16 protein-coding genes are annotated in these 14,147 nt (G+C 37.7%); 6 read left to right on the top strand and 10 right to left on the bottom strand.

Annotation, left to right across the window (positions count from 1 at the left end):
- Positions 1 to 137 precede the first annotated feature (137 nt).
- Positions 138 to 773: an MBL fold metallo-hydrolase gene (locus tag NZ519_06125; protein MCS7028328.1), complete on the top strand. Its 636-nt coding sequence runs from the start codon at positions 138 to 140 to the stop codon at positions 771 to 773.
- A gap of 7 nt (positions 774 to 780) precedes the next feature.
- Here the strand turns inward: NZ519_06125 and NZ519_06120 are convergent, their stop codons facing one another.
- Entirely contained in the window at positions 781 to 2,973 is a 2,193-nt protein-coding gene (locus NZ519_06120; protein ID MCS7028327.1) for a TonB-dependent receptor, read from the bottom strand.
- Positions 2,974 to 3,054: 81 nt separating this feature from the next.
- Positions 3,055 to 3,540 (bottom strand): hypothetical protein, encoded by a 486-nt coding sequence (locus tag NZ519_06115; GenBank protein ID MCS7028326.1) that lies wholly within the window; start codon positions 3,538 to 3,540, stop codon positions 3,055 to 3,057.
- Positions 3,541 to 3,739: 199 nt separating this feature from the next.
- Between NZ519_06115 and accD the strand changes: the two genes are divergently transcribed.
- Positions 3,740 to 4,585: an acetyl-CoA carboxylase, carboxyltransferase subunit beta gene (gene accD / locus NZ519_06110; protein MCS7028325.1), complete on the top strand. Its 846-nt coding sequence runs from the start codon at positions 3,740 to 3,742 to the stop codon at positions 4,583 to 4,585.
- Positions 4,586 to 4,713: 128 nt separating this feature from the next.
- On the top strand, positions 4,714 to 5,373 hold the full coding sequence (locus NZ519_06105) for an outer membrane lipoprotein carrier protein LolA (GenBank protein ID MCS7028324.1): 660 nt from the start codon (positions 4,714 to 4,716) through the stop codon (positions 5,371 to 5,373).
- Between the two features lie 81 nt (positions 5,374 to 5,454).
- Here the strand turns inward: NZ519_06105 and NZ519_06100 are convergent, their stop codons facing one another.
- The 7 genes from NZ519_06100 to NZ519_06070 all read right to left on the bottom strand — a co-directional run bounded on the left by NZ519_06100 (position 5,455) and on the right by NZ519_06070 (position 11,548).
- Complete coding sequence (locus NZ519_06100) at positions 5,455 to 7,137, bottom strand: T9SS type A sorting domain-containing protein (GenBank protein ID MCS7028323.1); 1,683 nt, start codon at positions 7,135 to 7,137, stop codon at positions 5,455 to 5,457.
- 163 nt (positions 7,138 to 7,300) lie between these two features.
- Positions 7,301 to 7,423 (bottom strand): hypothetical protein, encoded by a 123-nt coding sequence (locus tag NZ519_06095; GenBank protein MCS7028322.1) that lies wholly within the window; start codon positions 7,421 to 7,423, stop codon positions 7,301 to 7,303.
- A complete protein-coding gene (locus NZ519_06090; GenBank protein MCS7028321.1) occupies positions 7,387 to 7,695 on the bottom strand; it encodes a hypothetical protein in 309 nt (102 codons plus the stop codon). Before NZ519_06090 ends, NZ519_06095 begins: the two co-directional genes overlap by 37 nt.
- A 58-nt stretch (positions 7,696 to 7,753) precedes the next feature.
- Positions 7,754 to 8,338 (bottom strand): peroxiredoxin family protein, encoded by a 585-nt coding sequence (locus NZ519_06085; protein MCS7028320.1) that lies wholly within the window; start codon positions 8,336 to 8,338, stop codon positions 7,754 to 7,756.
- 139 nt (positions 8,339 to 8,477) lie between these two features.
- Positions 8,478 to 9,770, bottom strand: coding sequence for a T9SS type A sorting domain-containing protein (locus NZ519_06080; GenBank protein ID MCS7028319.1), 1,293 nt, complete (start codon positions 9,768 to 9,770; stop codon positions 8,478 to 8,480).
- Between the two features lie 29 nt (positions 9,771 to 9,799).
- On the bottom strand, positions 9,800 to 11,029 hold the full coding sequence (locus NZ519_06075; GenBank protein MCS7028318.1) for an Nramp family divalent metal transporter: 1,230 nt from the start codon (positions 11,027 to 11,029) through the stop codon (positions 9,800 to 9,802).
- Between the two features lie 3 nt (positions 11,030 to 11,032).
- Positions 11,033 to 11,548: a gamma carbonic anhydrase family protein gene (locus NZ519_06070; protein MCS7028317.1), complete on the bottom strand. Its 516-nt coding sequence runs from the start codon at positions 11,546 to 11,548 to the stop codon at positions 11,033 to 11,035.
- A 43-nt stretch (positions 11,549 to 11,591) separates the two neighbouring features.
- Here NZ519_06070 and NZ519_06065 point away from each other — a divergent pair, with 43 nt between their 5' ends.
- From NZ519_06065 to NZ519_06055, 3 genes are all read left to right on the top strand, one after another.
- Entirely contained in the window at positions 11,592 to 11,765 is a 174-nt protein-coding gene (locus tag NZ519_06065) for a hypothetical protein (GenBank protein MCS7028316.1), read from the top strand.
- Between the two features lie 39 nt (positions 11,766 to 11,804).
- On the top strand, positions 11,805 to 12,680 hold the full coding sequence (locus tag NZ519_06060) for an EcsC family protein (GenBank protein MCS7028315.1): 876 nt from the start codon (positions 11,805 to 11,807) through the stop codon (positions 12,678 to 12,680).
- Positions 12,681 to 12,781: 101 nt separating this feature from the next.
- A complete protein-coding gene (locus tag NZ519_06055) occupies positions 12,782 to 13,681 on the top strand; it encodes a TIGR01777 family oxidoreductase (protein MCS7028314.1) in 900 nt (299 codons plus the stop codon).
- A gap of 24 nt (positions 13,682 to 13,705) precedes the next feature.
- Here NZ519_06055 and NZ519_06050 read toward each other — a convergent pair whose 3' ends face one another.
- Complete coding sequence (locus NZ519_06050) at positions 13,706 to 14,002, bottom strand: antibiotic biosynthesis monooxygenase (protein ID MCS7028313.1); 297 nt, start codon at positions 14,000 to 14,002, stop codon at positions 13,706 to 13,708.
- Between the last annotated feature and the right edge of the window lie 145 nt (positions 14,003 to 14,147).

The raw sequence follows: 14,147 nt of genomic DNA, 5'->3' as shown, positions 1-14,147 counted from the left end.
GCTTATCAGCAAAGGTTTTAAAACCTTGAACTTGTAAACTTTTTAATAACACAATGCAAAAATAATATGAATTTTGCCATATCCGATGCAAAATAATTTCATTTTGTATCCGGGATTACTCTTTTTACTTTTGTGGTATGAATGTACATGCTTTCACTTTCAATAGCTTTTCTGAAAATACATACATTCTTACTGATAATTATAGCAAAGAATGCGTAATTGTTGACCCTGGTTGTAGCAACTACTATGAGCAGAATATTCTTATGGAATTTATTAAAAATCAACAACTTAAACCTGTACTCCTACTCAATACTCATTGCCATATAGATCATGTATTTGGTAATCAATGGGTTAAGACTACATTTAATATCCCTTTTTATGCGCATGAAAAAGAAATGGATAATTTACACAAGTTACCAATGTATGCACCTATGTTTGGGATACCTCCATTTAGTAGCCCCTTTCCTGATAAGTATATTGATGAAAAAGATACTGTAACATTTAGCAAAACTACCTTGCGCATTCTTTTCACGCCTGGACATTCAGCAGGTAGTATTTGTTTTTATCATCCTGAAAGTCATCAGATTATTAGCGGAGATGTCCTCTTTAATGGTAGTATCGGTAGATATGACCTACCTGGTGGTGATTATCATACTCTTATACAAAGCATTAAGACTAAACTTTTGACGTTACCTGATCAAACAATTGTATACAGTGGTCATGGACCTGTTACTACTATATGGCAAGAAAGATATCACAATCCATTTTTATAGTTCTTATTTACCATTTCCACCGTAGACCCAAGTAAATTATCCGCCCTACAATAGGGGCGTAGGTCAAAGTAGTATCAAAATAAATACTATATGGATTTTCTGCGCTGATAATAGGGCTAGGTTGTCTAACATTTAGCAAGTTCTCTCCGCCTGCATAAATTTCCAAACCTTTTTGAGAAATAAATTGAATTTGAGCTAATACAAGCCAGTAACTAGGCGCATAATTTGGTCTTTGGTATTGTATAGGGTTATTATGCGTAGTAGGTAAGCGCTGCCTGCCATGATACTGTGTTGTAGCGTCAAATTGCCATTTTTCATTGCTGCTCAAATAGGAAAGTGTAAATAAACCTCTGTGCTTAGATATAAAAGGTCTATCCATGAGTTTATCTTGTAAAGTAATTTTTACATCATAGTACTTATATGCTGCTTTTAGTGTGAGATTTTTCAAAGGTTCATATTCTAACTCTGTTTGTACATAGAAAGAGTAAGACCTACCGCGCAGATTGTAAAAGAAAATAGCTTGTGGAGTAGAATCGTAATCCTCAATAACTTGCTGTTTAAAGAAGGTATAAAAACTTTCTATCGCCCATCGCCCATCTTTATTTTTTAGACTAAATTTTTGGTCAAAACTTAAACCTACATTCCAGCCTACTTCGGGTTTAAGGTTTTCTTGCACAATCCATACTCTACTGCTAGCTAAGCTGTTAAAATTTTCAGAAATAATGTTAGCAATACGTGTTGCTTTGCCCAATACAGTTCTCAATGTGGTTTGGGGGGATAGATTCCATTTGGTATGTATTCTTGGAGTAAAAAACCAACCCAACAAAGTATGATAATCTGCTCTAAGCCCTGTGAGTAAAATGTATTTCTTTTGCCACTTCCAAGTATGCTCTGTTATAGTGCTAAAAGTATGTTCTATGCGTTGATAGTATAAATAAGCATTCTTTTCAAATATACTCTCATATCGATATTGTGCAGAAAACTTAAGAGAGTGATTGGAATGTATAGGTTCTTCGTAAATACTTTGAAGGTTAGCAAAATGTTGAATGCCTGAATAGGGTTGAACGCCAAATTCCGCTACTTGCCCATGGTGAATACCCGAATAAGTTATAGCTAATGAACGCCCTTTTTTTTCAAACAAACGCGCTACCTTAATGTAATAGTCTAATCGTTGATTTCGGACATGAATATGATATGTATTAGCAATATGGTGAAAATTTTTATTGTGGATTTGTCCACTGTTACGAGTTTCGTACAAAGCATGTAGCCCCGTTTTCACTTGCCATTTTTGGTTAGGTTCGTAAAACCATTTTTGTAAAGCGTTGATTATATTGTGCATACTCATATCCATAAATCCATCTTGGTTCTGGTCTATAGATTTAGGCATTGTACCTGCGTGTAAAAAGCTTAGCCCTTTTAATTTTGTATTTAATGAATGGCTGATATTAGCATTAAATTCACTACGCAATAAGTGATTGATATAGCCCCTTAGGAATACTTTATCCTCCACAGATTCTGGGCAATAAAAATCGACTTGTATTTGTCCTGTCAGACCTTCATATCCCTGTAAAACTGAGCCTACTCCTTTGCTTACATGAATTGCTTCAACCCAAGATGCAGGAATGTCCATAAAACCTGAAAAAATATTCAGCCCGCGGATAAGAGGTAAATTTTCAACAGTAGAGAGAGTATATTTACCGGAAAGTCCTAGCAAACTAATTTGCCGAATACCAGAAGCTGCATCAGAAAAAGAAACATCTACGGAAGGATTGGTTTCAAAGCTTTCAGAAACACTGCAGCAAGCCGCCCGCCGAAATTCATTTTGAGTAATGATTTCTTCACGAATCGGTAATGTATTGATTATTGTGCTACTTTGCTTTTCTGTTATAATAACCTCCTGATTTTGTTTAAGGGTGAGAGTAATGTTTAGCTTGTTTAGATGGTAAACAGAGATAGTATCACTAATGTAGCCCAATCGACTAACTACAACCTGAAAAGGTATTTTGATACTATCAGGAATAGACAAATAAAAGCGTCCTACACTATCTGTCTGAGTATGAATATTGGCATAGTTAACAAGTTGCACTACTGCATATTGCACAGGTTGTTGGGCTGTATCCATAACAAGCCCGAAGATATTTTGCTGCCCGTATACATATAAAACGCATAACAAAGCAGCACTTAGCAGAATTTTTTTCATAGACTATGAGCATTTGTTAAATAAGAATAGAAAGGAAAAGATAAATCAGATAACAAGAGCAAGCACAAACACCAAAAAGGCTCATAGTCTTAATGGAAAGTATTCTATTGGGGAGATGTCTATGCTGGAAGGTTCGCAGTGCTTTTTGCGATGCTTACAGATAGGTACAGGAATACCTGCAATATACCTTTTAGAATATGGAACAAAAGCAGGTGCTTTTTTTACAATTTTTTTAGAAGACTCGGATAAATATTGTTGATGATTTTGCTTAATTTGATAGGTAAGTTTGCAGCAATCACTAGGAGCAAAATATTCCCCGTAACAGTTGTTTTCGCTCTTAGAATTCGGAATAGAGTGAGTATTTTTACCTGCTTTAGGCTTCTTTTCACAGCAGGATTTGCTTTCATTTCTTTTTTCTGCACTGCATACATGTTTTTGGGGAATGATATGTGTTTGGGTATTATTTTTTGAAGCACAAAAATGTACAAACACAGGTACGCCTACGTTATACAGCACAAAGCTGATAAGTAGTATAGGCAAAACCCACCTGTGGCTTGGTTGTAGCATTTTTGCAAAGGTAAGAAAATAAAATGTAATATCCAACATTTTCAAGAATTTTTATACATTTGTTAGAGCATGTAAAAATCGCACTTTTTTACTTTGCTCTACAATGAAAAATTACACAAATTAACATTACGAAATACCAACTTGGGCGTAATTTTATTTTTCACTTTTATCCTTATATCTTTGCATTCCTGTTTAAGTTATGAGTTGGTTCAAAAGAGAAAAAGAAAATATCAAAACCTTAACAGAACAAAAACGCGAAACTCCCGACGGACTTTGGACTAAATGCCCCTCTTGTAAAAAATCTTTACATATTAGGCAGCTCCAAGATAATTGTTATGTATGTCCTTTTTGCGACTATCATCATAATATAGGTTCTGAAGAGTATTTTCAACTACTGTTTGATAATAATGAATTTACAGAAATTGCTGCGAACTTAGTCGCCGTAGATATACTCAAATTTGTAGATACTAAACCTTATAGTGAGCGTATTGCTGCAACCCAAAAACAAACTAATCTCAAAGATGCAATCCGAGTAGCTGTCGGCAAAGTGAATAAGTTGGAAATTGTGGTAGGTTGTATGGATTTTGATTTTATTGGAGGAAGTATGGGCAGTGTAGTTGGTGAAAAGATTGCACGTGCAGTAGACTATGCTATCGAAAATCACTTGCCCTTACTCATTATATCAAAAAGTGGTGGAGCAAGAATGATGGAAGGCGCGGTAAGTTTGATGCAAATGGCAAAAACCGCAGCTAAACTAGCTATTTTGGCACAGCATAAACTGCCTTACATTTCTTTATGCACCAATCCTACCACAGGAGGAGTAACAGCTAGCTTTGCCATGCTAGGCGACATTAACCTTGCTGAACCCAAAGCACTTATTGGCTTTGCAGGACCCAGGGTAATTGAGCAAACTATTGGAAAACCCCTACCAGAGGGCTTTCAAACTGCGGAGTTCTTGTTAGAGCACGGCTTTTTAGACGCAATTGTCCATAGAAAAGAACTTAAAGAAACCTTATTCAAATTATTTAACCTGCTCTTACATTAAACCAACAAGCAAAACATATACACAAAAAATGCAAAATACGTTAAAAGTAGATAACTTACTATCATCATTAAATTTCGTCTAGTACATTTGGCATGTAAATTGAATTTTTGTATTTTTGTATTGAGCTTATGCAACGTTTTTCTATCTTTACAGTATTCATAGCTGTTGTAGGTCATTTATCGGCAATAGCCCAGATAGACCCAAAGAGCAAAACCATTATGGATAATTCTTGGAATAAGTTCAGGTCTATCTCTAAGATGACAGCTACAATTAAAATTAAGACTGAAGGTCCTAATATACAAAAACCAGAAAGTAGAGTGGGAAAGGCAATAGTTAGTGGGAATAAATACAGAATTACCTTCTCCACAGAAGGCAGAGAAATTATTTGCGACGAAAAAGCGGTGTATAGCTATGACAAAAAATCTAACGAAGTTACTATCAGTGAATACTCAGCGGATAACGCGGAATTTTCTCTCAATGCTTTTTATGAGCAGTACCGCAAAGAACCCAAAGGAAAATACGTAGCAGAGGAACGACTTCCTAACGGCACTCTTACCGACCACATAGAGTTGTATCCCCCTGCACGCAAAAAGACAAACATTGTGCGTGTCCATCTATGGATAAACAAAAATACACATCTTGTAGAGCAAATGAAAGTTCAGGACCGAAACCAAAACTTTACTACATACATCTTTACGGATATCCAAATTAACGAAGCAGTATCTTCTTCTGATTTTACTTTTGATGTCTCAAAATACCCTAATGCCAATATTGTGGATCTGCGTTGATTTTGAGTAGAAAATTTTTTTTTTTTGGGCCCCCCGCGAGAGCGGGGCGCCCAAAAAATTCAAAAACAACAAAAGCTGCTTTTATTCTTTTACTATTTTGTACGACTGACCATATTCCGGAATTTGAACAAAGTATAAACCCCTTGGCCAAGTTTCTGTAGAAATTTCGCCTATGCTCTCTTTCGGAATGTATTGCTGGTAAAGAATTTTGCCTTGTATATCTGCTATTCTTATAGTACAATCTTTATTAGCGCTAACACTTATTTTTTCATGGAAAGGATTAGGATACAAATTAATCGCAGCTTGATTCTGATTGATAATCAATGTTTTAGAATTAGAATAATAGCAATTTCCTGTCTTATCTGTGGTTTTTATTCGATATGTGATTTCCGTGTTAAACAAATTTTCAGGTAGAGTATACCGATATTCTGCGTACATGTTTTCCATCATTATACTTGTAAGCTTCTGAAAAGGTTGATGATCGACACTATATTCAATAAAATGCTGATTAAATAGTAACTCGTAGGGTGTAGAAAAGTATATCTGAATTTGACGAGTTGAAGCATTGTATTTTATATCATGAAGAGTAGGTCTAATTATAGACAAAGGATTATTCAGAGTAAAAGACAAAGTTTTTTGACACCCTTCTGCATCAGTGATGGTAACCGTATAAATACCTGCTGATAGACCTGTCAAATCTTCGGTAGTAGCACCTGTATTCCATAAGAAGGTATAGGGAGGAGTACCACCGCTAACAGTAATATCTATACTTCCGTCATTGCCCATGACTGGGTCGGTAGGGGTACCGGAAGCAGTAAATAGCTGGTAAGTACAACTTTGATTGTAAGTAATTCCGGACATATTAGAAAGACTATCTTGAAAAGCTTGGAATGCATCGCACTCTGTTTTAAGCTTAAATCTGAACCATTGTTCTAATATGCGTTGAGTTTTAATTTGCTGCGTAGTTCTACTAATAGAAATTCCTGTTGACGCTGTAGCTTCTGCAAAATCACAGTTAAAATTTGGATTAGCGAAGTAACAATGTGCACCGCCGATTATACTTACAAAAGTTTTACACACACTTGTAGGAATAGCATTGTAAATAGGAATATGGTGCGTGCTTGGCGGAGTTACCCCATCTTGAGCGCCTGAAAATATAAGTGTAGGTACAGACACATTACTAGCTGCACTAATAGCCGAAGGAGTAGTTTCGGCAGGGGCTAAACCTACTACGGTAGTAACTTGTGTGTATCCAGCAGCGGCCAAGATAGAAGCGCCCCCACCCATAGAATGTCCCATAATTGCTGTTTTGTTGCTTATTTTTTGATAAAAAGGTGAGCTGGGATTTGTACCTTCTAACTTCATTCTTTGGTTAACCACTCGTAAATCTAAAGCAAAGTCGTTATGACTGGGTGAGAACCCTCCTTCTGTGCGCGGAAAGGCTAAAATGTATCCTCTTGGTACAAAATAATCCCATAAATTTTGATAAGCATCCCAAGACATGACAAAACCATGTCCCACTGTGATAACAGGAAATACTCCCGAAGCTACTGGGGTTGCCGTACCCGCAGTAGTAGCAGGATAGTAAATCTCTGTTTGGATTTGTCTGCCAGGACCTCCACCTGAACCAAAGCCGCCTGTACGAGAAGGATCGTTGAAGGTAATAGTACGATGCCCTATGGCGTACTGAGCCATTACCTTAAAGGAAAAAACTGTACTAATAGCAAGTAAAATAGAACCTTTTACAATTACACTCCATTTCATAGTTCAAGATAATTAAACTGAATTATTTGCTTACAAAATTCTATACTTATTAAAAAAAAGACAGTAGGGCTAGCCCCACATATTACAAACGTTGTTTATATTCATTTGATTGAAGCGTGTACAAAACAAAATTCTTGGCAAATTTTATAGATACAACTCAAAATTAAATTAAGCACAGTAAGATATTGATAAATTGAATCTCTTTTTTGGGCGTGCCCCTTGCTGACGCAAGGGTCGGGGCATTCCGCACTACGCTTCGCTTCGGTGCTTCGCTAACGCTTCGCACTGCCTAACGGCATGCTCCATGCCCCTCACGCAGACTGCATAAGCAATCATGTCTTTACCTTGTTTAAGCTTGAAGTACAAGGACTTACAAGCTAAAACCTTACATAACTTACAGAGAAATGAATTTTTCAGAGATCTCTTGCGTGAGGCATGCGAAGGGCGTGCGTCAGCACGGTGCGGAGCGAAGCGTAGCACCGAAGCGAAAGCGTAGCCCGTAGCACGCCGACCTTGCCCACACCAGCGCAAGCGAAGTGTGGGCAAGGGCACGCCCAAAAAATAAAACTAAAAAACTCATCAGTTAAATCTTAATTGTTCTGAACTTAAAATAGACCTAGTCCTTTGTGTTAAGCTTGGCTGATATGTATTGCCAAGTGTAAATATTGGCTTTTTCACTACCAATCTCCATACGATACTGGTCCATCTTAGCCCCATTAAACACACCTTTTATAACTCCATCTCTACCAATGAGATAAATAACAGGTACAGGAAGTGTATATTCTTTTTCGGTAGGTTTCTTGGTCAATTTTATTCCATTTTGAAGCATAGCCTGAACCTCAGGGTGATTAGCAGGAATTTTAACAGAAGACTTGTACAAGTCCATGATTTGGTGGTTAGCATCGTGCACAAACGAAAATTGAGCTCCTGTGGCTTCAATCATGTCAAAAATATCTTTTTGACTATCAGGCGTAACCATAATCACTTCAATGTCTCTACTTTTAAGATTGCCCGCAGCATTTACCAATTCTCTGATTTGAGCTTGACCTTCACTTTGTAAAGGGCTACTAGGGTGAGAGTAGATTTGTTCGCTATAGAACATCAACAGTACATTCTTTTTTCCTCTGTACTTGTTCATGCTCACTATTCCCCCATTTTGGTTGACCGCAGTAAAAACGGGGGCTTTTTCACCAATTTTCATACAAGGCGCCACCTTAACTAATGAATCTATTACGCTTTGCGCCAAAAGCAAGCATGGGCTTGTTAAAGCAAAAAAGACAAAAATTCCTTTTCTCATAAGCATTTTGACCGCAAGTTACAAAAAAGCAACTTTTGTCTTTCTATTTAATCCAAAATTTTTTGTAAAAAATACATGAATGTGTTTGAAATGTGATGTTGTAAATCCCTGCACTCAAAGAAGTAAGGTCTATCGCATGAATACCTTTTGGCAATTCCTGTTGATATTTTAGCTGACCCAAAGTGTCGTAGATTTTAATCTGTCCTGCCGTAGGTAAATGTAAGTATATTTGTTCTTGTGCAGGATTAGGATAAATTTCCCAATCTATATCAGTATTGCTTAGCACAGATTGTAATTCTGTAGTGCAGTTAGGTGGACTTCCTGCAACAGTGTATAATGTACCTGTTAATACATACCAATCTTCCCATGTGCCACCAGTGTGAGTTTTCCAATCATTGAGATTGAAAGTGTGGTTACCTGTATTTGTACCAGGTATTTTGCATACTTTAAGGGCTTGAGCGCTTCTATTCCAAGTAAGCGGCATTCCAGGCGAACAAACTTCAGGCGTATTGGGCATCACACAGTTAGGTTGAATGAAATACGCAAAATCATTATATGTGGGATATTCTCCGTACACGCGTGCTATACCTGTACTATCTATGCACACGGCTGTATATTCATCACAGGCGATGCCGTAGGTATCTATATTGTCCTCATGCATAACCCGAGCAATAAAAGTAGTGTGTCTTCCTCTACGGTCAGGGCTATCGTAATGCGTGTCTGTAATGACATTCTCCAAAAGGGGATGATGAATAAAATCATGTTTGAGTAAAGTAACATTAGTATGATAAGGATTATTGAGGGCTGTGCTGGAACTTATCGTGCCATATTGAGCAGTAAAAACTATACCTCCTTGAATAGCCATACCTGCTGAAGTACCTCCAATAGAAGCTTTTTTAACATGAATAAGGTAGTGAATAGCACTATCTACGGGCGTGTTATTCCAATAAGATACATATTCCCATTGGTTGCCCCCTGCAAACCACAACGCTTCAGCATTTTTAATTCGGTTGATAACGTACGGTTCATAAGCGGCTAAGGCATTATGCATCACAATCGTTTCCACAGAATTGACCGTTACGCCTAATCCACTGTAAAAATAGCTATTGTAGCCGTCTGCACCTGAAGTGCGCAGCACTACTACATCTCCACCTGCTGCCCCTTCTAAAAACCATTTAGCTGCTGAATCATGTTCAGAAGCACCGCCCATTAAGGTAATTCGGTATTGGCAAGCAGTGGTTACATCGTTAGTATCTCCTACAATATATTTAGTATAGTTTTGAGCAAACACTACTATCCCTGAAAAACACAAAACAAAAAGACAATACCACTTCATATAACAAAACTAATCAATTCATAACATTTCTACAACAATGATAGCTCTATGGCAATAATAATAACGTACAACACTACTACCATTGCCAAAAAAAGGTTTAAGAGCAAAGAATTTTTGTACTTACCCATTTCTTTTTTTGTATTGAGAACCATTAAGCTAATGGCTACCATGGGCATAAACAATGAACCAAAAAGGCTGTACATTACTAGTAAAATTTGTGCTTTCTGAACTAAAAAAAACATGGCAGTCAGTATCATAAAAGCTTGAAAATACCGATAAGGTAAAGTAGTTGTATAAGAACCTTCAAAAGAACGTTTTTTCAACAAATAGTATCCGTTTGCAAAAAAGTAAGGTACGCTTTGCCATACTCCCAGCATTGAACCTATTACGGCGGCATAAAAGCCTGAAATAAACAAATATCTACCTACTTTTTCGTCCATTAAGCTGCCTATTTTTTTGAAAGCTTCTTTGGCTGATTCCTCTGAATCGGCTAATATTCCATGAGGGCGTAATACGTGCGACACAATAAATAAAATACAAGCACCAAACAACCCTGAAATAAGGTATCCCGCAGCCGCACTCAACTTCACTTCTTTGAAGTTTGATAATCTATTCCAACCTTTTTCTTTTATCCAATAGCTAAAAGAAAGTAAAGTAACCGTTCCCCCTATGCCGCTGATAATTGCCAAAATAACCACAGGTTTTTCTATCGGAAACGCAGGTAAATCCAGCATATTACCTTGTACCTCTACTCTAAAACAGCTAAGTAGTATAGCCAAAAACATGAAGCCCACTACCAAAGAAATAAACTTCTCAAAACCTTCAAACCGAATAAAACGAACAAATATCCAACCTATAAATCCATGTAAAGCAGCATAGATAGCGTTATTGTATTTTGAATAATCGTGTAATTTAGGCACATCAAGTTGATGGATAGCTAACCCACATGCACCCATTAGCGCCGCAGAAACTAAAATTGCCCATACAAGAAAGTAAAGGATAAAAATAATCTGAATCCACTTCGGAAAAGCAGTAAGCCAAGTTTCTAATATCGTTTGACCTGAATACAGTTGCCATTTAGCCATTCCTACCGTAAGAAAATATTTGAGCAAAACCCCTAACACAATAGCCCATAAAAGGCTTGTACCTGCTACTGTACCCGCCCAAGTAGCCCCAAAAAAATCGCTTGCTCCAATTCCTGTGGCTGCCAATAAAACCCCTGGAAAAACAACCTCTAAATACTGTTTAATTTTTGACATTCTCTACCAAGTTTCGCCTGCGTACCACTCTTTGTACTTGACATAATTATCTGCCGTTTGATGGATAAGCGCAATAGAGTGTTCATCCAATCGTTTTTTGAATGTAGCAGGATTACCCGCATATAAGCTACCTTCTGGTACTTCTGTATTCGATAGCACTACGGCACCTGCAGCAATAATGCTATTTTTTCTCACTACTGCTCCATCTAATACTTTAGCGCCCATTCCAATGAGTACATTATCCTCAATTACGCAGCCATGCACAATAGCACCATGACCAATAGATACATTATTCCCAATTGTCAAAGAGTACTTTTGATAAGTGCAATGTAAAATAGCCCCATCTTGAATATTCGTACGGCTGCCGATACGAATACTATGCACATCCCCGCGGATAACTACATTAAACCATATACTACACTCATCGCCGATAACTACATCTCCAATAATGATGCTGTTTTGAGCAATAAAGCAATTTTTGCCGATGATAGGCGTTTTACCTTGCAGAGTTCTAATCATAATTAGCAAAAATATACATTTTTTCAGACAAATTAAGTTTATTATGAAGATTTTTTGGGCGTGCCCTTGTGGGCATTCGCTACGCTCATGCCCACAAGGTCGGCGTGCTGCGGGCTACGCTATCGCTTCGGTGCTTCGCTTCGCTCCGCACTGGGCTAACGCCCACCCTCCGCATGCCTCACGCAAAAATTTTTCTTTATGTCATCTTTTCATATAACCATTCTTATCTAAAAACCGTATGTTTGTATCTTAACTTATGGCTAAATTAAATCAATCCGAACAGAAAATTCTAGACGAAATAAATGCTTGGAAAGCAGAAAGCCCAAGTTTTTTGTCAAAAGTAAGTGCCACTTTGGTAAAACCCATAACTTGGGCAGGCAACCAACTCATCCCCGATGAAGTACAAAACAAAATAGCAGAGGTCGTACAAAACATAATAGAAAAACTTCAAGTAGCTTCAAATTGGACCGTCAACGAAAAAAGTATCCTTCAAGATATACAACAATACGCTCCAGATATCCAAACCGTTAAAGACATTAAAAAAGCAAATATTCAAGATTTAGACACGGTTTCCATACTGTACATCAAAAGTAACAAGCTAGTCAGTGCAGTACAAGGCTTAGGTACAGGCTTAGCAGGATGGTTAGGTCTACTTGCTGATTTACCTGCTTTCTTCCTCATAAGTATGCGATTAATTCACCAAGTAAGTATATGCTACGGATACAGCAAAGAAGGGGATAACAGCACATTTGAAACCAACTACATGCTTCATGTATTCAAAGTAGGCACAGCATCCTCTCAAACAGAAAAACAAAAATCACTCTCTATGCTCAAAGATTTAGAAACTGAATTTTATCAAGAACAAGAACCTTCACAAGATCCGCTTATTAAACACGTAACTAAAAAAATTGTCATAGGAATTTCTACCAACCTTGTGCAGGAAATTGTAATGCAAATTCTGCGAAGAAAAGCTATAACTATGTTACCCGGTGTAGGAGCACTTATCAACTCAGGCTTTAACTACTTGTACATGCAAGATATAGGAACAGCAAGCTACATGCTCTACCGAGAACGCTTTTTGCGAGATAAATCTGGCAGAGGTAAAATCATCACTATAAAAATTGATGGCTGAAACAATTACTCACCCGTTTATTTTGCAAGCTATACCCAAATCATAGCCATTTAGTCCCAAAGATTGAAACTTTTGTTCTATAAAAAGACTTCTACTTTGGTATGAAAGTAGTACTAGCAGGCTGCACAGGCTTTATTGGAAAGCCCCTAACTGAATACCTAGTCCAAAAGGGGTACGATGTAGTTTCTTTGGTAAGAAAAAACAATCCTGCATTACCTAGCACGGTCAAACAAGTACTTTGGAACGGAAAAGATCAAGGAGAATGGAGTAAAGAAATAGATGGCGCGCACGCAGTGGTCAATCTTTCGGGTGCAGGCATAGCAGATAAAAGATGGACAGATGAACGCAAAAAGTTAATTGTTAGCAGTAGAGTAGAAAGTACCCAAGCCATTAAAACAGCAATTGAAAATGCCATTCAAAAGCCCAAAGTGTGGATAAATGCATCTGCTGTCGGATATTATGGCAAACTAGATAATCAAATTGCCACAGAAGGAAGCCCTGCGGGCAATGACTTTCTTGCCGATACCTGCCGCATGTGGGAAGAAGCCACAAAAGGTGCAGAAAAGTACACTCGCTTAGTGATTCTTCGGATAGGAGTAGTTTTAGAAAAGGACGGCGGTGCTTTACCTAAAATGGCTATGCCATTTAAAATGTTTGTAGGTGGGCATACAGGTTCAGGAAAACAAGGATTCCCGTGGATACACAGGGATGACGTAATAGGACTAATCGAATTTGCAATTAAAAACGACAAGGTAGAGGGCGTTATTAACGCTACTGCGCCAGAGTTACTTAATAACAAAGAATTCTGTAAAGTACTAGCCAAAGTTTTGAAGCGCCCCAATTTATTCCCCGTACCTGCTTTCATGCTTAAAATGATTTTTGGAGAAATGAGCGCTATGCTTTTAGAAGGACAACTTGTAAAACCTCTACGCGCGCAGGAGTATGGCTATACATTCAAATACCCAACTGCTGAAAGCGCACTAAAAGCAATTTACGGATAAATTCAAAAACCCATATCTCTTTTATCAAGGAATTTGTTTGTACGCTTGCAGAGAAAAAGCAAGAGGCTTTTCTTTCAGCAGCCCTTTTATTTTTGACCATAACTGTCTAAAAAAATCACTTTGGCGATAGTTTTCTAAGTCCTGTTCTGAATTCCACACACTGTACGTGTAAAAGCGATTAGCTATGCGCGTATCTTTACACAAAACCAATTCCATACAACCGGGATAATTTCTAATTTGCCGTGCGTGTTCATCAAACAAGCTTAGAAACTCTTGGACTTTATTTTCTTCAAAAGTTAAGACAACTATTCGTGTAATCATACATGCGGAGGGACTTTCTACTCAAATATCAGTTCTATTTTTATTTTGCACAAGGATTAAGATTTAATTTTTTTGGGCGTGCCCTTGCCCACACTTCGCTGTGCTTGTGTGGGCAAGGTCGGCGTGCTTCGGGCTACGCTCACGC

The organism is Bacteroidia bacterium (assembly GCA_025056095.1).
GTDB lineage: Bacteria > Bacteroidota > Bacteroidia > JANWVE01 > JANWVE01 > JANWVE01.
This window is presented reverse-complemented; position numbering and strand designations above follow the sequence as displayed.